Origin of the sequence: Pseudomonas sp. AAC, from assembly GCF_000725445.1 — a bacterium.
GTDB classification, from domain to species: domain Bacteria; phylum Pseudomonadota; class Gammaproteobacteria; order Pseudomonadales; family Pseudomonadaceae; genus Pseudomonas; species Pseudomonas citronellolis.
Genome location: NZ_KL647094.1, coordinates 1,045,705 through 1,066,399 on the forward strand (window position 1 = coordinate 1,045,705; position 20,695 = coordinate 1,066,399).

Consider the following 20,695-nt stretch of genomic DNA (forward strand, 5'->3'; position numbering starts at 1 on the left):
CGGCGCCAGGCACGCACCGTACAATGCCCGCCTACCTCTGTCTCGCAATCGAATAACGGCCAACCATGCGTACCAGTCAGTACCTGCTGTCCACCCTGAAAGAAACCCCTGCCGATGCCGTGGTGATCAGCCACCAGTTGCTGCTGCGCGCCGGCATGATCCGCAAGCTGGCCTCGGGTCTCTACACCTGGCTGCCGATGGGCCTGCGGGTGCTGCGCAAGGCCGAGACCATCGTCCGCGAAGAAATGAACGCCGCCGGCGCCCTGGAAGTGCTGATGCCGGCCGTGCAGCCCGCCGAGCTGTGGCAGGAGTCCGGCCGCTGGCAGCAGTACGGCCCCGAGCTGCTGCGCCTGAAGGACCGCCACGACCGCGAGTTCTGCGTCGGCCCGACCCATGAAGAGGTCATCACCGACCTGGCGCGCAACGAGCTGTCCAGCTACAAGCAGCTGCCGATCAACTTCTACCAGATCCAGACCAAGTTCCGTGACGAGATCCGTCCGCGCTTCGGCCTGATGCGCGGCCGCGAGTTCATCATGAAGGACGCCTACTCCTTCCACATGAACCAGGAGTCGCTGCAGCAGACCTACGACGGCATGTACACGGCCTACTGCAAGATCTTCACCCGCCTGGGCCTGGATTTCCGTCCCGTGCAGGCCGACAACGGCTCCATCGGCGGCAGCGGCTCCCACGAATTCCACGTGCTGGCCAACTCCGGCGAGGACGACATCGTCTTCAGCGACAGCTCCGACTACGCCGCCAACATCGAGAAGGCCGAGGCCGTACCGCGTGAAACCGCGCGCGGCGCCGCCACCGAGGAACTGCGCCTGGTCGATACCCCGGACACCAAGACCATCGCCGACCTGGTGGAGAAGTTCGGCCTGCCCATCGAGAAGACCATCAAGACCCTGGTGGTCCGCGGCGCCGAGGAAGGCAAGCTGGTCGCCCTGGTGGTCCGCGGCGACCATGAGCTGAACGAGATCAAGGCCGCCAACCTGCCCCAGGTCGCCAGCCCCCTGCAGATGGCCAGCGAAGCCGAGATCAAGGCCGCCATCGGCGCTGCCCCCGGCTCCCTCGGCCCGCTGAACCTGCCGCTGCCCTGCATCGTCGACCGCTCGGTGGCCCTGATGAGCGACTTCGCCATCGGCGCCAACCTCGACGACAAGCACTACTTCGGCGTGAACTGGGAACGCGACCTGCCGCTGCCGGAAGTCGCCGACCTGCGCAACGTCGTCGCCGGCGACCCCAGCCCCGACGGCAAGGGCACCCTGGTGATCCGCCGCGGCATCGAGGTCGGCCACATCTTCCAGCTCGGCACCAAGTACAGCGAGGCGATGGGCCTTTCCGTGCTCAGCGAGCAGGGCAAGCCGGTCACCCTGATCATGGGCTGCTACGGCATCGGCGTATCCCGCGTGGTCGCCGCCGCCATCGAGCAGAACAACGACGAGCGCGGCATCCTCTGGCCGGCCGCCCTGGCGCCTTTCCAGGTCGCCATCGTGCCGCTGAAGTACGAGACCGAAAGCGTGCGCGAGGCCACCGACAAGCTCTACGCCGAGCTGACCGCCGCCGGCTACGAAGTGCTGCTGGACGACCGCGACAAGAAGACCAGCCCCGGCGTGAAGTTCGCCGACATGGAGCTGATCGGCATCCCGCACCGCATCGTGGTCAGCGACCGCGGCCTGGGCGAAGGCACCCTGGAGTACAAGGGCCGTCGCGACAGCGAGTCGCAGAACATCGCCGTGGCCGACGTGATGAGCTTCCTCAAGGCGAAGATCGGCAACTGAGCAGCGCGATGTCCCGAAGCACTACCCGCCTCAAGGTTGCCGTCCTGTGCGGCAGCCTTGTCTTGAGCGGCTGCGCCAACCAGATGTCGCAGCGCAGCGAACACGAGGAGCGCGTCGAGCGCAAGCTGCTCGACCACAGCCTGCAGATCGACGTCGGCGAGCCCGGCGTCCTGCAGCTGCCGCAGCGCCGCGTCCGCGTGCAGGAGCAGAAGACCTTCGAAGTCACCACCTTCGAGGTCACCCGCCGCTACGACCGCTACACGCCCTACCAGGGCTGGCGCGAGTTCTACGAAGTGCCGCTGGGTGCGCTGACCTTCGTCGCCGGCATCGGCGCCAACGTGGTCAACGTGTTCGCCCTGGGCAACCTGCCGGAAAGCGTCACCCGCGGCTGGATCAGCTACGGCATCGACGGCATGAACCCGTTCATGAACGTGCAATCCAACGGCCGCGCCGAGCAGAACCTGGCCAACATCGACGAACAGCGGCGCAACAGGCACACCGAGTACTCCAGCCTGCCCTGGGCCGAGCGCCCGGTGCAGGTGAGCGTGGGCAAGGAGACCCAGGAACTGCTGACCGACCGTCACGGCATCCTGCGCCTGAACCTGCTGGACAGCCCCTTCAGCGACGACGCCGTATACCGCGCCGGCCGCCTGCAGCTGAGCGTGCGCGATGCCCAGGACAGCGCCCACGCCGAGGCCAGCCTGCTGGTCAGCCCGACGCTGCGGGGCAAGCTGCACGAAGCTCATGCGCTGATCTACGACGACCTTGAAGGCGAAGACGTGCAGCACTGGGTGCACCGCGTCAAGCGCCTGTCCGACCTCGGCCTGGAAGAGGAAGCCAGCGAGCTGGAACAGAGCCTGATCGAGCTGACGCGCAACGATCCGGAGCTGCAGAAGGAATTTCTCCAGCGCCTGCTGAGCGACGCCGGCCGCCTGGCCGCGGACCCCGGCGCCAGCAACTGAGCCCGGGCCGCCGCCGGGGCTCAGCGCCGCACGATGAAGCCGGTGATGCCCTGGGCCGGCATGTCCTGCAACGCCACGTCCGTCACCTGGGCCTTCTCCGGGCCCTGGTGCAGCCACTCGCGCAGCGCGTGGACGGCGCTCTCCTCCCCTTCCATCAGCACCTCGACCCGCCCATCGGGCAGGTTGCGCACCCAGCCGTCGATACCCAGCCGGTCGGCCTGCTCCTGGGTGCCCTGGCGATAGTAGACGCCCTGCACGCGCCCACTGACGAAGCCGTGCATGCAGATTCTCGCCATCAGCGCTTCTCCTCCTGCAGGGCCAGCAGGCGCGCCTGTACGCCGCTGGCCGTCTGTTCGCCCAGCATGCGCTCGCGCACCTGGCCCTTGGCGTCGACGATGTAGGTCACCGGCAACGCCTCGCTGCGCGGCAGCTTGAAGCGCGGCGCCGGGTCGTCGGCCAGCACCGTGTAGCGGATCCCCAGGTCTTGCGCGGCCTTGCTCAGCTCAGCGTCACGCAGGCCATCGTAGTTGACCCCCAGCACCCGCACGCCCTTGTCCCGGCTGTCCTCCGCCAGGCGGTTGAGCTCGGGCACTTCCTTGCGGCAAGGCACGCACCAGTCGGCCCAGTAATTGATGACTAGCCACTGGCCATCTAGGCTTGCTGTAGGTACCTTCTTTCCATACTGATCGACGCCGTAATCCGCCGAGCAGCCGGCCAGGATCAGGCCGGCCAACAGTCCACTGACAAAACGGAGCCGTACTCCCATGCCTTCAGTCCTCGTGTATGCGGGGTGGTCATGATGCTCTCTGCCCTGCGCCTGGAAGTGCCGGACATTCTCGAAGACAACGGCGACGCGGCGAGCAACCTGTCGGCAGGACTGCTGCAGGCCCGGCGGCTGCCCCTGCACGAAGGCCTGCAGCACTGCCTGGGCGTCCTCTTCAGGCTCAACCGTTGCGCACTGACCTTACTGGAAAGGCAGCGCGCGCTGCAAAGCCTCGCCGAAGAATATCGCCATTACACCCGGCTGATCCGCGCCGAGAAGACGCCGCCGGCTCTCTTCGTGCACCTGTGCGGCGAACTGGCCGCCGGCTTCAAGCGCCTGCTGCTGCAGATACTCAACGGCCACAAGCCCTCGCGCCCGCACCTGGCGTGGTGCCTGTACATGGCCGAGCACTTCCTCGCCCAGGCCCTGCTGCGCCATTACCAGCAGTACCAGCAGCCGCCGGGCTCGCTGTGGCGCGACAGCCACCTGCTGTACTGGATAGGCGAATACCAGCAGTGCCTGGACGAACCCATCGCCGCTGCCTTCGAACCCACCCCGGCCGGAACCCTGCGGGGCCTGTACCAGCAATCCCTGCTGCTGGCGCTGAGCAACCCCTTCCACCTCACCGAAGGCGAGGCGCCGCACCTGTTCAGCGCCCTCGCACCGCTGGCCGGCCTGGCCCGGCTGCAGGACTGGGACGACGAGGAAGAGGAGCAGGAAGGCTACCTGGTCGACCTCGGCGACGACCGCCCCTGCCTGGGCTTCGACCAGAAGCCCGAGGCACCGCCCGAACGCCTGCGCCGCCTGGAACTGGGCGCGCTGCTGATCGCCCTGCACGACCCGGCACCGCTGCGCCCGGCGGCCGAGAGCCTGCTGCTGGAGCGTGTCCGCCCGCACTGGCTGGGCCACCAGCCGCGCCGTCATACGCGCGCCGAGAAGCATGCGAGCTGCCAGCTGGTGATCGGCCTGACGGCCATCCAGGCCCACCTGCTGGCCAGCGCCGCCGGCAGCTGCGAGGCGCAGATGGCCGACGCCAGCCCCGGCGGGGCGCGCATCGTCTGCCAGGGCAGCCAGGCACAGCGCCTGCCGGTCGGGCAACTGCTGCTGATCCTCGACAAGCCGGGCTCGCCGATCCTGGCGATGGTGCGCTGGCGTCACCTCAACGGCGACGGCCTGCACCTGGGCCTGCGCTTCCTCAAGGGCCTGCCGCGGCCGGCCTGGCTGCGCCGCACGCCTGACGCACAGCGGCACCCGGCGGTCCTGCAGAGCACCCCGGAGCCGGGCAACGGCTGGTACCACGGCATCTGGCTGCCCCAGGGGCAATTCGTCGAGGGCGAGAACCTCTGGCTGCAACTGGCCAGCTTCGACAACCAGACCATCCTCCCGCTGCCCACGGCCAACCTGGCCACGCCCCTGGTCAGCCGGCATCCGCTGCGGCTGGGCTGATGATGTCATTTGGGAAACAGGTCACAGCCAGGATCGCTAACACGCACGTTTTGTGGGCCTGTTGCTCCCTATAATGCGGGGCTTGCGGAAGTTTTCCTTCCGCCAGGCCCTACATCCTGTCAGAACACGCAGGCGCCAAGTACGCCGGCCGAACCCATTCACGGAAGCGACAGACATATGCAGCCCACGGATCAGATCGTCAGCCGGGTGCCCGAACACATAGTGGCCAATGCCAGGCCCCTCGGTACCAGCAACGGTGGGCGGGCTTGCGACTACAACGTCGCCGCCTGGCTGCAGGTGTCGGGCATGGCCCAGTTGCCGGTGACGCTGCTGGCCAGCTACGGCGACGGCGAGCGGCAGCACGAGGTGGTGATCGACCACGGCACCCTCAACGCCAGCGGACGCATACTGCTGTCCGGCATCGCGCGGCTGCCGTATCGCTACAGGATCGACAATCTGCAGATCAGATTGCGTTCGGCGGTGGGACTTTCACGCCTGACGGTGGAAGAACTCTTCGTCCAGGCGGTGGAACAGATCGCCAGCGACCAGCGGATCAACGCCGGCCAGCTGTCGTAGCGCTCAACCCAACTGGCGGGCGGGTTCGCCGACGGGCTCGGCGGTGCTGGCAGCCCGCTCGTCGAGCGCGGCATGCACGCTGGGCAGCAGCGACTCGGGCCAGTTGCTGAACTGCAGACCGGTGATTCTATTCAGCCGCTCCAGGGCACTCTGCGGGTCGCGCTGGTGCAGGTGTACAACTTTGTTCAGGTCTTTGTTCATGAAGATGCGGGCCTTCTCGGAACTTCTGGGGAACACCACTGTCCTGAACCGGCTATAGCCAGAAGCGTGCCAAACTTTCGAGGCCCGCGATTCCACGCATTTTCATCTCCGCCCGGCCGCTTCCAGCATTCCGTTTCGCCGCAAACTGACCTTTTATGTCACCTGGAATGTGACGGACTCAACCATTCTGCGAGACTGCCGCCGAACAGCACCTCCCGCTCCGCCTGGTAGCGCTGCAGGGCCTCGCGCAGGGGCGGGTACCAGTCCTCCGCCAGGCTGTCCGGCAGCGTCTCCAGGCACGGCAGCGGCCAGGGGCAGCGGTTCAGCAGGCGATGCAGGCTGTAGCTGCCCAGGTCGCGGCAGAGCACCCAGGTATCGTCGCTGCCGCCCGAACGGCAGACCATCTGCTCGCGTTCGAGGAAGGCCAGCAGCTCCTCCCATTCGTCCTCCGGCAGCATCCAGCCGGCGCGGTGCAGATGCGCCAGGCGCGTCGCCTCGCCCTGGCGCTGGCGCTCGTAGAACACCCGCAGCACGCCCAGCAGCACCAGCAGCCGCGGCAACGCCCTGCGCCGCCACAGGCGCGTCGAGGACAGGTTGCAGACCAGTTCGGCGCCGAACAGCACGATCAGCCAGGACAGGTAGATCCACAGCAGGAACAGCGGCACCGTGGCGAAGGCGCCGTAGATCAGCTTGTAGCCGGGGAACAGGCCGACGTAGAGGCCGAACAGCGACTTGGCCGCCTCGAACAGGAAGGCCGTCAGCGCGCCGCCGGCCAGGGCGTGCAGCGGCGGCACGCGGGCGTTGGGCACCGCGGCGTAGATGAGGGTGAAGGCCGCCACGCTGAACAGCAGCGGCATGAACTTCAGCAACATGCCGGCGCCGGGCAGCGCATGGGGCCCGGACAGCAGCGACAGCGAAGTGACGTAGGTCGACACCGCGAAGCCGGCGCCCAGCAGCAGCGGCCCCAGGCTGAGGATCGCCCAGTACAGCAGGAAGCGCGTCACCCCGCGGCGCGGCTTGCGCACCCGCCAGATCTCGTTGAACACCCGCTCGATGGTCACCAGCATGCTGAACGCGGTGACCGCCAGGAAGGCCACCCCCAGCCAGGTCAGGTGGCGCGCCTGGACGATGAAGGCGCGCAGGTAGGTTTCCACCGCCTCGCCGGTGGACGGCACGAAGTTGTGGAAGATGAACAGCTGGATGCGCTCGCCCATGCCTTCGAAGGTGGGAATGGCCGAGACGATGGCGAAGGTCACGGTCATCATCGGCACTACGGCGAACAGCGTGGTGTAGGTCAGCGCGGCGGCGTGGCTGCTGACGCGGTCGGCATGGAAACGCTGGAGCAGATAACGCCAGAACTCGATCAGGTTCCGCAAGCGCGGGTGCATGCTGTGTCCTTAAGTCGCAGGGCCGCCGGCCCGGCCGAACGCCGATGGTTCAGCCAACCCTCGGGAGGCGGTTAGAATAGCCGCCACTTTAACGGCCCAGCGAGCCCATGGATATGAGCCAACTGACACTTTTCCACAACCCGCGCTGCTCCAAGTCCCGCGGTGCCCTCGAACTGCTCGAGGCGCGCGGCCTGGCCCCGACCATCGTGCGCTACCTGGAAACGCCGCCCAGCGCCGCCGAACTGCAGGCGCTGCTCGGCAAGCTGGGCATCAGCGCGCGCCAGCTGCTGCGCACCGGCGAGGAGGAATACAAGGCCCTCGGCCTGGCTGACCCGCAGCTCAGCGACGCCCAGCTGATCGAGGCCATGGCCACCCATCCGAAGCTGATCGAACGGCCCATCCTGGTGGCCGGCGACAAGGCGGTGATCGGCCGGCCGCCGGAGAAGGTGCTGGAGATCCTGCCTTGAGCGCGCCCTACATCCTGGTGCTCTACTACAGCCGTCATGGTGCCACCGCCGAGATGGCCCGGCAGATCGCCCGCGGCATCGAGCAGGGCGGCCTGGAGGCGCGCCTGCGCACGGTGCCGGCGGTGTCCACCGAGTGCGAGGCGGTAGCCCCGGACCTGCCCGAGGAAGGCGCACTCTACGCCACCCTCGACGACCTCAAGGACTGCGCCGGCCTGGCCATGGGCAGCCCGACGCGCTTCGGCAACATGGCCGCGCCGCTGAAGTACTTCCTCGACGGCACCAGCAGCCTGTGGCTGACCGGCGCCCTGGTCGGCAAGCCGGCGGCGGTGTTCACCTCCACCGCCAGCCTACACGGCGGCCAGGAGACCACTCAGCTGTCCATGCTGCTGCCGCTGCTGCACCACGGCATGCTGGTCACCGGCATTCCCTACAGCGAACCGGCCCTGCTGGAGACCCGCGGCGGCGGCACGCCCTATGGCGCCAGCCACTTCGCCGGCGCCGACGGCAAGCGCGCCCTGGACGAACACGAGATCACCCTGTGCCGCGCGCTGGGCAAGCGCCTGGCCGAGGTCGCCGGCAAACTGGAGCGCTGAATGGCCCGCAAGAAGAAACCCCTGCCCTCCCTCGAGCACCTGCGCCCGCGCCTGGCCGCGAGCCGCGCGGTGAGCCTGGGCAGCCTGCTGGGCCTGGTCCTGCTGATCCTCACCTGGGGCCTGCTGTTCACCGACGCCCGCGGCGCCCCGGACTGGGTGCCGAAGGTGTGGACCGCGCTCAAGCTGCTGCCGCTGCTGATCATCGCCCCGGGCATGCTGATCGGCAGCGCCCGCGGCCACGCCTGGGCCTGCTACGTGGTCAACCTGTACTTCATCACCGGGGTGCTCAACACCTTCGAGCCGGGCCAGCGCATCTACGGCTGGGCCGAGGTGCTGCTCAGCGTGAGTCTGTTCTGCGCGGCGCTGCTGTACACCCGCTGGCGCTTCCAGTACGAGCGCAAGCTGGCGGGGGAGGATTAGACCCTGCGCGCGATTCGCGGGCAGGGCCCGCTTACACCTTCCGGCAAAAAAACCCGTAGGATGGTGTTGAGCGAAGCGATACCCCTCACCGCGGCCGCATGGGTTTCGCAAGCTCAACCCATCCTACAAAGAGCATCTCGGCGCAGTCGGCAAGACAGTTGCTCCTGCAGGTGGCCTCGGAGGCAGACGCATCGTAGGAGCGAGCTTGCTCGCGAACACACTCCGCTGCGGGGGCTTATTCGCGAGCCCCGTAGGATGGGTTGAGCGAAGCGATACCCATCACCATGGCCCGATGGGTATCGCAAGCTCAACCCATCCTACGAAGAGCACCTCGGCGCGGCCTGCAAGACACGATCGTGCTTCCTTGGTAAGGGCTTCCTGGAAAACGAAAAAGGGCGACCGAGGTCGCCCTTTTTCTTAGAGGAATCAGGACTTAGCCCTGATTCTCCATTTGCGCACGAATCAGATCACCAATGGTGGTCGGACCGGTGTTTTCTACTTCTTGCTTGCTACGCAGCTCTTTCATCGCATCCTTCTCGTCATCGACGTCCTTGGACTTGATGGAGAGGCTGATGACGCGGCTCTTGCGGTCGATGCTGATGATCTTGGCTTCGACTTCTTCGCCTTCCTTCAGCACGTTGCGGGCGTCTTCGACGCGGTCGCGGCTGATTTCGGAAGCCTTCAGAACGCCTTCGATCTCGTCGCCCAGGCTGATGACGGCGCCTTTGGCGTCAACTTCCTTGACGATGCCGCGAACGATGCTGCCCTTCTCGTGCTGGCCGGCGTAGCTGGAGAACGGATCGTCTTCCAGTTGCTTGATGCCCAGGGAGATGCGCTCGCGCTCCGGATCGACGGAGAGGATGACGGTTTCCAGCTCGTCGCCCTTCTTGAAGCGACGCACGGCTTCTTCACCGGCTTCGTTCCAGGAGATGTCGGACAGGTGAACCAGACCGTCGATGCCGCCTTCCAGACCGATGAAGATACCGAAGTCGGTGATCGACTTGATGGTGCCGGAGATCTTGTCGCCCTTGTTGAAGCGGCCGGAGAAGTCTTCCCACGGGTTGGATTTGCACTGCTTGATGCCCAGGGAGATACGACGACGCTCTTCGTCGATGTCCAGAACCTGAACTTCCACTTCGTCGCCAACCTGAACGACTTTCGACGGGTGGATGTTCTTGTTGGTCCAGTCCATTTCGGAGACGTGTACCAGGCCTTCCACGCCCTCTTCCAGCTCGGCGAAGCAGCCGTAGTCGGTGAGGTTGGTGACGCGGGCCATGACGCGGGTGCCTTCCGGGTAACGAGCCTTGATGGCAACCCACGGGTCTTCGCCCAGCTGCTTCAGGCCCAGGGATACGCGGTTGCGCTCGCGGTCGAACTTCAGAACCTTGACATCGATCTCGTCGCCGACGTTGACGATTTCCGACGGGTGCTTGATGCGCTTCCAAGCCATGTCGGTGATGTGCAGCAGGCCGTCTACGCCGCCCAGGTCCACGAATGCGCCGTAGTCGGTGAGGTTCTTGACGATACCCTTGACTTGCTGGCCTTCCTGCAGGGATTCCAGCAGGGCTTCGCGCTCGGCGCTGTTCTCGGCTTCCAGGACGCTACGACGGGAAACGACAACGTTGTTGCGCTTCTGGTCCAGCTTGATGACCTTGAACTCGAGCTCTTTGCCTTCCAGGTGAGTGGTATCACGCACCGGACGGACATCGACCAGGGAACCCGGCAGGAACGCGCGGATGCCGCTGACGTCGACGGTGAAGCCGCCCTTGACCTTGCCGTTGATTACGCCCTTGACCACTTCATCAGCGTTGAAGGCAGCTTCCAGAACCAGCCAGGATTCAGCACGCTTGGCTTTCTCGCGGGACAGCTTGGTTTCACCGAAGCCATCTTCAACCGCGTCCAGCGCAACGTGGACTTCGTCACCCACCTTGATGGTCAGCTCGCCCTGTTCGTTGTAGAACTGCTCGACCGGGATGACGCCCTCGGACTTCAGGCCGGCATGCACGGTGACCCAGTCACCGTCGATGTCGACCACGATGCCGGTGATGATGGCACCCGGCTGCATGTCGAGGGATTTCAGACTTTCTTCAAAGAGTTCTGCGAAGCTTTCGCTCATGTTTATACCTGTAGTCAAAGGCCTGTAGGCCCGGCTCCGCGCCACCAGCGAACGCGGTCAAGTGATGAAAAAGAAGCCAGCAGGATCGAGACTGGTATCCTGCCGGCCCCTGGCCGCGCCCGACCGAAGCCGGGCACTCCACATTCAATTTTTACGGGTTGCTCCGCCAACTATGGACGAAAGCCTCCCAATACAAGGTCTGGAATGTTAGCAATCGCTGTCACAGGCGTCAAATGCCGGCAGACTCGCGAGCAGCCTGCTCATGCAGACCTCATGCTTGCGGCTGCAGCGCCCAGGGAGACACCTTCGAAAAGAGCGGAGAGAGACAGCCCGCCTCTCCCCGCCCCAGAGCGGATCAATTGCGATTGTTGCCTGCATTGTGCCCAACGGTGGTGGAAGGACCATCACCATTGAAATTGCCCTGGGTAGTCGCAGTCATGTTCACCAAAGTGCCATTCGCCATCCGCAGCAGGCCCAAAGCCTCACAAGACGGGAAATCGCCCTCCAGGACCAACCGTGCTCGACCATTCGCACCGTTCCAGTTTGCGCCATCCACACCAAAAGCCGAGGCTACCTGCCGAACGGTGTAGATACCCGTCTCATGCGCACGCAGCATCGTTTTTCCGCTCTGGTCGACAAGGGACGCACTGCCTTTCGCGGGGTAGCGCTTTCCATTCTCATCATATAGAACGCCACGCACCCCTCCAGAACGACCATCGTTACTGGTATTCGTCAAACGAATATAAAAGATATCGGAGTTGCTCGAGTTTGGAAGGTTGAACAGGCTTGCAACGCAGCTGTTTCTCCAGAAATGATCGAGTTTGCCGCCAGGGAGCACCCGATCGACATAATTGTAATTGGTGAAATTCACGATCAAGTTTCCGACGGCAAAATTCTGCTGAGCGGCCATCGGCGTTACGCCATCGGCAACCGCGCAAATGTTGTAAACCTTGTTCGCATCATTATTCGACAACCCGAACCACAGCTGGGTTACACCGTCGGCCTCAGGCTTTCCAACGAGCTCCTTCCCCTGCCATACATGCGCAGCTCCAGCAACGCCCTCTTTATATTCTCGGCAACTGGATGTCGTCAGAGCAACCGACTTGATACCAGAGAAGTTACCAGCGATGTAAGTGGAAAGCTGATCGCTGGTTTCGATGAAGAACCGCCTTTCCCCTTCCCTCCAAGCGTTCAGTACGTCCTGATTCACTCCCAAGCGCACGCTACCCAAGCGAGCATAGCTATCGCCATAGTTGGAATTGTCACGCACTTCCGGATTCGCGGAGGCAGAGGTATCAAACTTTCTATCAGAGCCATTCAAGGGATACAGAACCCTGTTCTGACCGTACTTATTGACGTTCAATACATCCCAATATACCGCAGGCAAGGAAGTGAATATCATCAAGGGCTGAGTCGAATCGTTATTCTGCGCACTCCCGGCATTGGGGCCGACAGTCGTATCCAGCAGGGCGGACAGCGTCACATGGAACGGCCGATCATCCGACAACTCACCTCCTGCTATGCCGATATCGGACTGCCCCAGGAAAGTCGAATCCCCCCGCAATGCGTTGCTCAGATCATTGACCGAAGTAGACTGCCGGCTGGAAGTATTAGGCGTTCGAAAATTGAAACGAACGATCGAACTCTCGGCGCTCCCCTTTGCGAGCTCCAGGGCACCAAGCTCATCCAGCGTCAGGCTCAGCGTGCTGGTCCCCACGCTACCCTCGACAACGAAGCCCTTGCCGGGAGCAAGGGTACCTATTTGAATCTGGTTTGCAGTCACGCCGTTGGCAAAACGTCCGCCCGACCGGTCCAGGGTCACACGGATCGCGTGCCCAGCCCTGATGTGCTTTGCCTTGGCCGCATCCAACTGGTATTCAACGTCAGGAAGAACCAGTTCGACTCGTTCGGCATTCCTGCCGAATACCTCCTGGGCTATGGTCATGTTGGCAGCTCGGCTGGTATAGCCGGCACCGCTCCCTAGGCTTGCTCCGGATTTGTAGTTGCCCTGCCCCGGAGCATACTGATCGACTACGCCCGGAGAGTTCTTGATGACACCTTCCCCACCCTGCCCACTTGCAATACTGATAACCCCTGCGTTGGCTCCACCTGCGAAAACCATGGAAGCAATAGCCGCACTCAGAATTGTCTTTCTCATCTCAATCTCCATTTGTATTTGACTCACTCCATTCAGTCGAGCACTGGCAATAGACCGAACTCCGATTTTCTCCGAGCAAAATTTTTCACCCGGAACAAATCAAGCCGGCTCCATAATCACTACCAGAATAGGGACTCAGCCTCAGCGGCACCGTCCCAAGAACTGAATATGAAACGACAGACTAACCTGGCATTCCATGAGTGGATATTCCCGTCCCTGATGAGTAATTTGCAACGCCATGAACCTAACAATTCCCCCAAATAAGACCGCATAAGCAAATTTGAAAAAACAGGAAATCTCCTACTAAACATCAACTTTATTTCAGACTGAAACCAGAATTATAAAAATCGATTCTTACACGCTGCGACACTCGGCCAGCGACCTGTCACAGTTGATTGCGGGTTCGATCATCCGCCGAAGCTTCTCGGTGATCTCCCTGGCGTCTTCCGCGCCGTCGATGATGTAGGGCTGGATCAGCATCACCACCTCGTCCTTGGACTTGGTCCGGGACTGCTTGCCGAACAGATAGCCTAAGACCGGCAGATCCTTCAGCCACGGTACGCCGGCATTGCTGTCCACATGGCTCTCGTTGATCAACCCGCCCATGAAGATGGAGCCGCCGCTTTGCAGCGTCAGCGAGGTCTCCAGCGACGTGCGCTTGATCGGTGGGGAGGAAACATCGCCTCCATCGCTCCCGGTAGAGGCCCCGCCGCCACCATCGCTGACTTCCTGGCTGACCGTCAGGTCGACCCGGTTGTTCGAGTAGACGACCGGAGAAACATTGAGGATGACGCCGGTGGAGCGATAGGAGATCGATTGCAGCAGGTTGGAGTTTCCACCGGTGTTGCTGCCATCGGTTTGCCGGCCGGTCACGATCGGAATGTCGGTGCCGACATTGATGTTGGCCTGCTCGCCACTTTTCACCAGGATCCGAGGGGTGGCCAGGATTCGCGTACGAGAGTCGTTGGCCAGAGCCGTCAATGTCGCTTTCGTCCCCCCGGCGGTGTTGATCATGTATTTGAAGCCGGACTCCCCTCCGGAGATATCCCGTGCGAACCTGGGGTCAACATTCGCCCCCCCACTCAGGAACGACCAGTTCGCACCCATGGCCTGGTTGTCGCCCAGGGTGACGCTGGCAACCGTCACTTCGATCAACACCTGGCGCGCCGGCTTGTCCAACTGCCGCAGCAGTGGCTGCATCTGCTGCCAGACCCTGGCCGGGCCACGGAACAGGATGGCGTTGCGATTCTCGTCCTCGACGATGGTGCCGCTGCCCGACACACCAGCCGCCAGGCTGTCCATCAGGCTACTGTTGTTGCCCGAGAGCAGAGCCTGGGCGCCGGCCAGCCGCACGAGCGGGGCGACGCCGGATCGTCCGGCCCCCATGTCACCGTCGCCCCGCCCCATCGCCAGGCGCGAAGACGGGGCATTGTTGCCAGCGGCGGCCGCGGCCCGGCTCGAAGCGCTATTGCCCAAGCCAGGCGTCAGCCCATAGGCTCCCCCCGCCCCCAAGCCGGAAACCAGCGACCGCAGGGAACGGGCGACCTCCTGTGCCCGGGTATTACGCACCTCATAAAAGAACAGCCCCTCGCTTTCCGCTCCGGCGCCAGCGGAATCCACAGCGCTGGCCAGCGGCACCCGGTCCACCTGTCCGGCCCAGTCGCGCGCCAGGTCCAGCAGCGAGCGCCGGCTGGAAAACACGATCAGGCCATTGGAGTTTTCCAGCGGCACCAGTACGACGCTCCCGGAAGCTTCGCCGATGCTGACGCTGTAACCCTGGGCCTCGAGCAATGTCTTCAGTTGCTTGGCCATCTCTGCCGAGGTGATGAATGCCGGGTCGATGCGCAGACTGTACTGGCCCCGCATGAATGGTTGATCGAGCAGCCTCACGGCCTGCGCCGCCTGGCTGACGATGGAGGCCATGCCCTTGAGCATCAGACCACCACGCGGATTGTCCGCGCTGGCCGACAGTCCGGATTTGTCGTAGGCACTGTTCAACCAGGGGATCACGTCCTTCGGGTCAACGTTGTGCAGCGGCACGAACTGGAAGACCGGTCGGTAGGCTATAGGCACGTCCGGCCGAGCCTCGCCGCTGATGAGGATCGGCGGTTCCTCGGGACTCAGGCCGACCTGCTTGACCTGGAAGCGCAGGATGCCGCCCTGCTTGACGATCTCGACGCCGTAATTGGCCATGACCTGCGAGGCGATGTCGTAGACGGTCTGCCGGGTCTGCGCTTGCTCCAGGCGCAGGGTGACCCGGTCGTTGCGATTCTTCAGGTTGCCGTCGATCTCGAACGAAAGCCCCAGCAGGTTGCCGAAGACTTCGTTGATGAAGCCCGGCAGGGCGATATCCTCGACGTTTACCTGCAGATCGGCATTCTTGTCATCGAGCACCAGGCGATCGGCCTTGTCCACGCGCCCGCCGATGGGCCCAGCGGCGGGCGTCGGCGTCGCACTCACCAACGGCCCCATGGATTGCTGCGGTCGCTGCGAAGGCCCTTTGCCCCCTTCCTGCGGCAGGCTTTCTTCCGTGGCCTGACGCTGCTCCAGCAAGGGCGCGGGCAGTTGAAGCTGCGCCGTACTGCAACCTCCCAGCAGTCCCAGGCAGATCGCGAGCCACAGGGGATGCTGGGGAAAACCTGCAAGGGCGTCATTCGAGGGGGACATAGAGTTTCCTTTCAAAGTCCTGTGTTGCGCCATCCTCGGACAGCGAGAAACGAATGCCCTGCCCTTCGATCCGTTCGAGGCGTTCGCCTCCCGGTAGCTGGTCGCCCGGGGCATAGCGCAACAGCGGCGCGGCGGCATCCTTGGCGATCAGGGCGAAACGCTGTCCGCCCTCGGCGACCACACCGCGAAACAGCCATTGGACCTTGACCCGGGCCACGCCCTGCTCGTCCACGCTGATGCGCGCCGAGCGTGCTTTCTCGGCCTCCTCCCTGGCGCTGCCCCACCAGGCCATGCTGGCGATCTGCGCCGGAATGCTGGCATTGCGGGAGACAGGCCGGACCTCCGGTAGCCGCCACTGCGCAGTCTCAGCCGGAGCCTCGGGTATGGCTGCCCGTGGCTGCCAGAGCAGCGCCAGCAGGACGCCGCCGGCAAGCGCCGCCCAGGCCAATCGGAAGGGGAAGAAGGAAGTCATAGGAAACCGATGAATCGATACCGCTAGGGAAAGGTGCATTCGAAACAAGTTGAAGGCGGGATTCTGTCATTACAGAAATGCTGCCTTTGCCGCTTTCCATGAAGGAAGTTTCCCAACCTGGGACTGCGAACGATCGGCAGCACCTGAATGGCCTGAATGTCCGTCCGAATCAGGGCGTTCCGCGCTCATCCGCTCAAGGGGGCGTTGCGTTCGGACGAAAATGGAAGGTGAGTTGCAGGTTCACCGACGGCGAGCCGCGATCGTTCAACTCGAGGGCGTCGATGCTCACCCAGTGCTCCGCCGTTTCCAGCGCATGCAGCAGCTGGCCGAAACTCTTCGGCTCGAAACGTCCGCGCACTTGTGCCTGGACCCGGGCGCCGACGCCCTCCTTTTCGAAGTCCAGGGGCGGCAACACCGAGATGCGTGCCTCCTGCAGGCCACTCTGCTTGGTCTGGACATCCAGCCAGGCCTGCACATCGGCCCTGGCCAACGAGGGGTTCTGTGCCTGCCACAAACGCATGCGCAATGCGCTGCGCACGTCTTCCGCCTGGACGGCGCGGTCCGGCCAGTGCTCCTGGGCGGCCAGCGCGCGCATCTGCGCCAGGCGCCTGGCCGACTCCTCGAACGCCTGACGGCGGGCTTCGCGCCAGTCGTTGCCCAGCAACAGCAGATGCACGACCAGCAGCGCCAGGATCATCCATCCCGCCAGGCGCAGGCGGGGCTGTTCCCGCCACTGCTCGCGCAGCCGGGACCAGTGGGGCAGCATCTCTTGCAATCGAGCGTCCATCTATTCCCCCTGTCGAATGTTCATGGCCAGTTGCAGGCCATCGCCCCTGGGCGAGGGTTCGACCCGGACATCCTGGAACCTGCCGCCCTCCTGCAGCCGCTGGACGAAGAACCGCGGGTCCGCGCGACTGGTCTGGATGAGCAGTTCCAGCGCGTTTTCCCGGAAGCGCCAGCTCAGCAGGCGGCTATCCTCCGGCAGCAGCCCCGCCACGGTGCGCAGCAGTTCGACCTGCGAAGGTGCATCCTGCAAGCGCAGCAGAGCCTGGATTTCGCTCTCGGCCTGCATGGCCCGAGTACGTGCCGCCAGCACCGGCTCGACCTGCTGGGCCAGCGCGACCTGCTGCCCCGCCAGGCCGCGCTCGGCCCACCACCATTGCGCCCCCTGCGTCAGGTTGAAAGCGCTGCCCGCCAGCAGGGTGGCCGCCAGGCCATAGGGCAACCAGCGCTCCCAGTCCCGTCCCACCAGACTGGCGCCGGAGGCCCAGGGACGCTCGAGGCAGGCCGGCACCTCTTCCTCCAGCCGCTCGGGCAGGCGCACGCCAGGAACCCCTCGCACTGCCTGCCAGGCCGTCGCGGACAGCGGCAGGCCATCCTGGAAGACGCTCGCCCGCAGCACGCCGGCCCGCCAGACCTGCAGGTCCACACCGTCCTGGACGCGCACCAGGCGAACACTTGGCTCCGGCGTCGTCGCTGGCGGAGCCTGTAGCAGGGTTTCCGGCAGGCAGAGGCAGCCGGACGCAGCCTGTTGCGCTTCGGCGAGCCGCTGGCGCTGCTGCTCGTCCCAGAGCCACAGCTGCACCCAGCCGTCGCGCCAGACCGCGTAGTGCCCCGGCAAGCGGAACGGCGACAGGCCGGCGAGCTTCAGGGCAAGGGCCTGGGCCCTCCCGCTGGCCGGCACATGGGACAGGTCCAGGCAGCGGTACAGGCATTGCGAACGCTCGATGACCCACTGCGTGCGGAGCATCCGCCCCAGGCCACGGGGTTGGCGCCGCCACTCCAGGCAGGGCGAGCCATCCGCGTCATGGGCTTGCCACAAGCGGGGCGGAAAGCAGTCCAGGCGCCTCATGATGGATGGGCGCTGTGTCGGTGATGGGGACATTGCGCGGCAGGGACCTCCGTTGCAGAAATTGCCAGGGCGACCCTTGCAGGTCGTCGCTCTCGAGTCGCAGTTGGTATTCGTAACGCGCCACGGCGTCCGCGGGGCGCAGGCGGATGAACAGGGTGGCGCTGGCCAGGCGCGACCAGTTCTCCGCGGGTAATTGCTGCAGATACATGCCCAACACGCCCTCGAGGTCGCCCACGCCTCGCAACGGCCGCTCATGGCGCGCCGCGAGCAACAGCGCCAGGCTGTCCTCCGGCAACCGCCAGGCCAGGCGCAGGAGTTGGCCGCTGGCGGTGTTCACGTTCAGGGACGGCTCGCCGACCGTGACCAGTTCCTCCCAGCCGGCAGCCCGCAACGCGGCCTCCCAGGGGCGCCAGCTGTCGAGGACGAAGACTTCCTGCGGGGCATGCAGGCTGCGCAGCGCGGCGCTACCCGGTGGGCCGCGCAAATGGCCGGCAAGCTCCGCCAGCATTGGCGCTATCCTCTCCGGCGCTATCCCCAGCCCTTCCAGCAACGAGGCCAAGGCCGCCGGCGGGGCCTGCTCCAGGCCAAGACGCGATGCGCGGTCGACGAAGGCGAAGCACCAGCCGTTGGCCAGGCAGTATTCGCGGCCATCCAGGGCCAGCTCGGCCCCTACCGGCAGGACCGACATATCCATGTCGGCAAGGCTCGGCGCCGGGCTGTCGGGTGTGGTCAATCCGGCCAGGGTCAAGCGCTGGGTCGATGCCAGCCAGGTCAGCCGGCTGAGCATGGAGCGTTCCGTCATGTCGCGCAGCAACCCCTGACGCTCCTTTTCGATACCGTCCAGCGAGCGTTCGATCCAGGTCACGGCCGAGGCCACCACCAAGGTCATGATGGCGAGAAACCAGATGACGCCGACCAGCACGAAACCACGCTCAGTCCGCATCCGCATTCACCCGTCGAAGCGGCGTCGCGACCCTGGCCAGGCGGAACAGGCGCTCCTCGGGCGCGTTCAACGCCACCGCAGCAGGAAGGCTGTCGGCCAGCACCGGCAAGGGCGGCCAGTTGTCATGCCAGGCTCCCTGCTCGTCGCGATAAAGGAAATGCGCCGGCCCCTGCAATTCCAGCAGTGGCCAGCGACTGGCCTGCAACCGGCGCACGTAGATCATCGCGGTCCGCTCCCGGCCCGGCTCGCCAAGCCGTTCCAGGCGAAAGGCAAAGGGCACCGGGACGCCTTCGATACGCTCGGCGCTGGCCAGGGAGACGGCTTCGAAGCTGAGCGGATCGCCGCGGAAACGAGCCGGCGCATCCCCCCTGGCTGGCGCAGCCAGCTGCGCTATCGCGTCGTCGAACCAGCCGAAGGCCAACACCCGTAGTTGCCGTGACTCGCCCTGGCGCAGGAAGCTGTCGTTGGCCCGCGAGACATAGTCCATCCCCTGCATCAACAGGGTGGTGACCATCGCCGCCAACAACAGGACCACGATGAGTTCCAGCAGGGTGAAGCCCCGCTCCCGCCCCCGCGAAATGCGCCGGCTCATGGCGCACCCCCGCCGTCCGGCAGGCGAGCCATCCGGTACCCCGCCAGTTCCAGGCTCAAGGGCAGCGGCGGCAGGTCCTCGCCGGACAAGGTCGCCTGGACGCGATACAGGGCACTGTCGAAGGGCCCGGGGTGGCCGCTGTAGCGGCTGACGACGGGGCGCGGAGCGGCGAGAAGCCGGCTCTCCCAGTCCAGCCGGTAGCTTCCCAGGGCGGCGCTGCCGCTCGGCTGGAGCATCGGGTTGAGCCCCTCGAGAAACGCCATGCCGGTGCGGGTCGCATCGATGCGGCGCTGAACCTCGTTCATTCGCTCCAGGCTGCGGAAGCCCGTCCCCAGCCAGGCCAGCAGCGCGCTGCCCACCACAGCCAGCAACGTCAGGGCGACCACCGCTTCCAGCAGTGTGAAGCCGGCTTGCCGCCCGCGCTTCACTGGACGAACTCCGGCAAGCATTGCGGCGGAACCAGTTGCAACTGCCGAGCGACATCCCCCTGCTGCAACTCCAGCGTCCCCCCCAGGCAGACGCCATTGGCCAGGTAGACGACGGGCGCGCTTGCGCTCAGCGTCCAGCCCTGGGGCAGCTTCAGCATCTGCGGCGGCTCGACGCCAGCCGGCCCGATGAGGGTCTGCCGGGCTTCCAGCCGGGCCCGGTAGCCCAGCGTCTGCAACTGGTTGGCGATGTCCTGCAGGTCGATACGCCGACGCCAGGCCTCCTGCATGTTCAGCAGGTTGGGCATGACGACGGCGCCCACCGCGGCGACCAGGGCCAGCACCACCAGCAGTTCGAGCAGGGTGAAACCGCCGCAGCGCTCATTGCCGGGGCAGGAAGCCGATGTCCGCATTCTCCCCTTCCCCGCCAGGCTGCCCGTCGGCCCCCAGGCTGTACAGCGAGAACGGCTGTTCGGCACTGGGCGCGTTGCTATATATGTAGGCGCGGTTCCAGGGATCCAGCGGCACCCCACCGTCCAGATAGGGGCCTTTCCAGAAGGCCTTGATCCGCTCGTCCGCGGGCGCCGCATTGAGCAGGGCCAGCCCTTCCTGCTCGCTGGGCAGGCGGCCGATGTCCAGGCGCATGGTCATCAGCGCCCCCTTGAGCATCTTCACCTGGGTATCCGCGGTCTGCACCTTGGCCTTGTCGGCCTGGCTGAACAGACGTGGCCCGACCAGCCCCATGAGCAGCCCGATGATCACCAGCACCACGATCATTTCCAGCAGGGTGAAACCGCGCTCGCATCCCGGCGCCGGCACTTTCCTGCTCCCCTGCCGGGGCCCCCTTCCCTCATGCCCGTCGCGCATCCACTT

At 64.9% G+C, this 20,695-nt stretch carries 22 protein-coding genes; 7 read left to right on the plus strand and 15 right to left on the minus strand.

Going from position 1 to position 20,695, the window contains the following annotated elements:
* The first annotated feature begins 65 nt into the window (after nt 1–65).
* Both FG99_RS04415 and FG99_RS04420 read left to right on the plus strand, forming a co-directional pair.
* Nucleotides 66–1,781 carry a proline--tRNA ligase gene (locus FG99_RS04415; protein ID WP_009616915.1) on the plus strand — a complete coding sequence of 572 codons (1,716 nt, stop codon included), beginning with the start codon at nt 66–68 and terminating at the stop codon, nt 1,779–1,781.
* Between the two features lie 8 nt (nt 1,782–1,789).
* Nucleotides 1,790–2,743, plus strand: coding sequence for a hypothetical protein (locus FG99_RS04420; protein ID WP_043267545.1), 954 nt, complete (start codon nt 1,790–1,792; stop codon nt 2,741–2,743).
* Between the two features lie 20 nt (nt 2,744–2,763).
* On the opposite strand, the gene FG99_RS04425 is transcribed toward FG99_RS04420, so the two are convergent.
* Nucleotides 2,764–3,039 carry an acylphosphatase gene (locus tag FG99_RS04425; RefSeq protein ID WP_009616913.1) on the minus strand — a complete coding sequence of 92 codons (276 nt, stop codon included), beginning with the start codon at nt 3,037–3,039 and terminating at the stop codon, nt 2,764–2,766.
* Nucleotides 3,039–3,509, minus strand: a complete 471-nt coding sequence (locus FG99_RS04430) for a TlpA disulfide reductase family protein (protein ID WP_043267547.1) — start codon at nt 3,507–3,509, stop codon at nt 3,039–3,041. Before FG99_RS04430 ends, FG99_RS04425 begins: the two co-directional genes overlap by 1 nt.
* Before the next feature lie 30 nt (nt 3,510–3,539).
* On the opposite strand from FG99_RS04430, the gene FG99_RS04435 reads away from it, so the two are divergent.
* Both FG99_RS04435 and FG99_RS04440 read left to right on the plus strand, forming a co-directional pair.
* Nucleotides 3,540–4,952 (plus strand): PilZ domain-containing protein, encoded by a 1,413-nt coding sequence (locus FG99_RS04435; RefSeq protein WP_043267549.1) that lies wholly within the window; start codon nt 3,540–3,542, stop codon nt 4,950–4,952.
* Between the two features lie 177 nt (nt 4,953–5,129).
* Complete coding sequence (locus FG99_RS04440) at nt 5,130–5,528, plus strand: hypothetical protein (RefSeq protein WP_043267551.1); 399 nt, start codon at nt 5,130–5,132, stop codon at nt 5,526–5,528.
* Between the two features lie 3 nt (nt 5,529–5,531).
* Here the strand turns inward: FG99_RS04440 and FG99_RS04445 are convergent, their stop codons facing one another.
* Both FG99_RS04445 and FG99_RS04450 read right to left on the minus strand, forming a co-directional pair.
* The gene (locus tag FG99_RS04445) at nt 5,532–5,729 is read right to left on the minus strand and encodes a hypothetical protein (RefSeq protein WP_043267553.1); all 198 of its coding nucleotides are present in this window, start codon (nt 5,727–5,729) and stop codon (nt 5,532–5,534) included.
* Between the two features lie 158 nt (nt 5,730–5,887).
* Entirely contained in the window at nt 5,888–7,117 is a 1,230-nt protein-coding gene (locus tag FG99_RS04450; RefSeq protein WP_009616908.1) for a YihY family inner membrane protein, read from the minus strand.
* A gap of 113 nt (nt 7,118–7,230) precedes the next feature.
* Between FG99_RS04450 and arsC the strand changes: the two genes are divergently transcribed.
* The 3 genes from arsC to FG99_RS04465 are packed head-to-tail and all read left to right on the plus strand — an operon-like array spanning nt 7,231 to nt 8,597.
* Nucleotides 7,231–7,584, plus strand: a complete 354-nt coding sequence (arsC, locus tag FG99_RS04455; RefSeq protein WP_043267555.1) for an arsenate reductase (glutaredoxin) — start codon at nt 7,231–7,233, stop codon at nt 7,582–7,584.
* The gene (wrbA, locus tag FG99_RS04460) at nt 7,581–8,177 is read left to right on the plus strand and encodes an NAD(P)H:quinone oxidoreductase (protein WP_009616906.1); all 597 of its coding nucleotides are present in this window, start codon (nt 7,581–7,583) and stop codon (nt 8,175–8,177) included. Before arsC ends, wrbA begins: the two co-directional genes overlap by 4 nt.
* On the plus strand, nt 8,178–8,597 hold the full coding sequence (locus FG99_RS04465; protein ID WP_043267557.1) for a DUF2069 domain-containing protein: 420 nt from the start codon (nt 8,178–8,180) through the stop codon (nt 8,595–8,597). It abuts the gene before it with no gap.
* Nucleotides 8,598–9,030: 433 nt separating this feature from the next.
* On the opposite strand, the gene rpsA is transcribed toward FG99_RS04465, so the two are convergent.
* The 11 genes from rpsA to gspG form a co-directional block, all read right to left on the minus strand.
* A complete protein-coding gene (gene rpsA / locus FG99_RS04470; protein WP_043267558.1) occupies nt 9,031–10,713 on the minus strand; it encodes a 30S ribosomal protein S1 in 1,683 nt (560 codons plus the stop codon).
* Between the two features lie 355 nt (nt 10,714–11,068).
* Entirely contained in the window at nt 11,069–12,871 is a 1,803-nt protein-coding gene (locus FG99_RS31030) for a hypothetical protein (RefSeq protein WP_081884574.1), read from the minus strand.
* Between the two features lie 354 nt (nt 12,872–13,225).
* On the minus strand, nt 13,226–15,538 hold the full coding sequence (locus FG99_RS04475) for a type II secretion system protein GspD (RefSeq protein WP_043267560.1): 2,313 nt from the start codon (nt 15,536–15,538) through the stop codon (nt 13,226–13,228).
* On the minus strand, nt 15,522–16,010 hold the full coding sequence (locus tag FG99_RS32435; protein ID WP_177330885.1) for a hypothetical protein: 489 nt from the start codon (nt 16,008–16,010) through the stop codon (nt 15,522–15,524). The genes FG99_RS04475 and FG99_RS32435 overlap by 17 nt, the downstream gene beginning before the upstream one ends.
* A 193-nt stretch (nt 16,011–16,203) precedes the next feature.
* The gene (locus FG99_RS04485; RefSeq protein ID WP_043267562.1) at nt 16,204–16,776 is read right to left on the minus strand and encodes a hypothetical protein; all 573 of its coding nucleotides are present in this window, start codon (nt 16,774–16,776) and stop codon (nt 16,204–16,206) included.
* Between the two features lie 21 nt (nt 16,777–16,797).
* The gene (locus tag FG99_RS32440; RefSeq protein WP_051878432.1) at nt 16,798–17,760 is read right to left on the minus strand and encodes a hypothetical protein; all 963 of its coding nucleotides are present in this window, start codon (nt 17,758–17,760) and stop codon (nt 16,798–16,800) included.
* Between the two features lie 55 nt (nt 17,761–17,815).
* Entirely contained in the window at nt 17,816–18,805 is a 990-nt protein-coding gene (locus tag FG99_RS04495) for a hypothetical protein (protein ID WP_009620984.1), read from the minus strand.
* Nucleotides 18,795–19,397 carry a prepilin-type N-terminal cleavage/methylation domain-containing protein gene (locus tag FG99_RS04500; protein WP_043267564.1) on the minus strand — a complete coding sequence of 201 codons (603 nt, stop codon included), beginning with the start codon at nt 19,395–19,397 and terminating at the stop codon, nt 18,795–18,797. The genes FG99_RS04495 and FG99_RS04500 overlap by 11 nt, the downstream gene beginning before the upstream one ends.
* Entirely contained in the window at nt 19,394–19,825 is a 432-nt protein-coding gene (locus FG99_RS04505) for a PulJ/GspJ family protein (RefSeq protein ID WP_081884561.1), read from the minus strand. The genes FG99_RS04500 and FG99_RS04505 overlap by 4 nt, the downstream gene beginning before the upstream one ends.
* Nucleotides 19,822–20,235 (minus strand): prepilin-type N-terminal cleavage/methylation domain-containing protein, encoded by a 414-nt coding sequence (locus FG99_RS04510; protein ID WP_051878434.1) that lies wholly within the window; start codon nt 20,233–20,235, stop codon nt 19,822–19,824. Before FG99_RS04510 ends, FG99_RS04505 begins: the two co-directional genes overlap by 4 nt.
* Complete coding sequence (gspG, locus tag FG99_RS04515) at nt 20,204–20,689, minus strand: type II secretion system major pseudopilin GspG (RefSeq protein WP_009620975.1); 486 nt, start codon at nt 20,687–20,689, stop codon at nt 20,204–20,206. Before gspG ends, FG99_RS04510 begins: the two co-directional genes overlap by 32 nt.
* Nucleotides 20,690–20,695: the final 6 nt, after the last annotated feature.

Bases quoted from the DNA above. Each gene is read 5' to 3' on its own strand.
- FG99_RS04445 (WP_043267553.1), bottom strand. From the start codon at position 5,729: ATGAACAAAGACCTGAACAAAGTTGTACACCTGCACCAGCGCGACCCG.
- FG99_RS31030 (WP_081884574.1), bottom strand. From the start codon at position 12,871: ATGAGAAAGACAATTCTGAGTGCGGCTATTGCTTCCATGGTTTTCGCA.
- FG99_RS32440 (WP_051878432.1), bottom strand. From the start codon at position 17,760: ATGCTCCGCACGCAGTGGGTCATCGAGCGTTCGCAATGCCTGTACCGC.
- FG99_RS04435 (WP_043267549.1), top strand. From the start codon at position 3,540: ATGATGCTCTCTGCCCTGCGCCTGGAAGTGCCGGACATTCTCGAAGAC.
- FG99_RS04425 (WP_009616913.1), bottom strand. From the start codon at position 3,039: ATGGCGAGAATCTGCATGCACGGCTTCGTCAGTGGGCGCGTGCAGGGC.
- FG99_RS04465 (WP_043267557.1), top strand. From the start codon at position 8,178: ATGGCCCGCAAGAAGAAACCCCTGCCCTCCCTCGAGCACCTGCGCCCG.
- FG99_RS04495 (WP_009620984.1), bottom strand. From the start codon at position 18,805: ATGCGGACTGAGCGTGGTTTCGTGCTGGTCGGCGTCATCTGGTTTCTC.
- FG99_RS04510 (WP_051878434.1), bottom strand. From the start codon at position 20,235: ATGCGGACATCGGCTTCCTGCCCCGGCAATGAGCGCTGCGGCGGTTTC.
- gspG (WP_009620975.1), bottom strand. From the start codon at position 20,689: ATGCGCGACGGGCATGAGGGAAGGGGGCCCCGGCAGGGGAGCAGGAAA.
- FG99_RS04420 (WP_043267545.1), top strand. From the start codon at position 1,790: ATGTCCCGAAGCACTACCCGCCTCAAGGTTGCCGTCCTGTGCGGCAGC.
- FG99_RS04485 (WP_043267562.1), bottom strand. From the start codon at position 16,776: ATGCTGCCCCACTGGTCCCGGCTGCGCGAGCAGTGGCGGGAACAGCCC.
- FG99_RS04475 (WP_043267560.1), bottom strand. From the start codon at position 15,538: ATGTCCCCCTCGAATGACGCCCTTGCAGGTTTTCCCCAGCATCCCCTG.
- FG99_RS04415 (WP_009616915.1), top strand. From the start codon at position 66: ATGCGTACCAGTCAGTACCTGCTGTCCACCCTGAAAGAAACCCCTGCC.
- FG99_RS04500 (WP_043267564.1), bottom strand. From the start codon at position 19,397: ATGAGCCGGCGCATTTCGCGGGGGCGGGAGCGGGGCTTCACCCTGCTG.
- arsC (WP_043267555.1), top strand. From the start codon at position 7,231: ATGAGCCAACTGACACTTTTCCACAACCCGCGCTGCTCCAAGTCCCGC.
- FG99_RS04430 (WP_043267547.1), bottom strand. From the start codon at position 3,509: ATGGGAGTACGGCTCCGTTTTGTCAGTGGACTGTTGGCCGGCCTGATC.
- rpsA (WP_043267558.1), bottom strand. From the start codon at position 10,713: ATGAGCGAAAGCTTCGCAGAACTCTTTGAAGAAAGTCTGAAATCCCTC.
- FG99_RS04450 (WP_009616908.1), bottom strand. From the start codon at position 7,117: ATGCACCCGCGCTTGCGGAACCTGATCGAGTTCTGGCGTTATCTGCTC.
- FG99_RS32435 (WP_177330885.1), bottom strand. From the start codon at position 16,010: ATGACTTCCTTCTTCCCCTTCCGATTGGCCTGGGCGGCGCTTGCCGGC.
- FG99_RS04440 (WP_043267551.1), top strand. From the start codon at position 5,130: ATGCAGCCCACGGATCAGATCGTCAGCCGGGTGCCCGAACACATAGTG.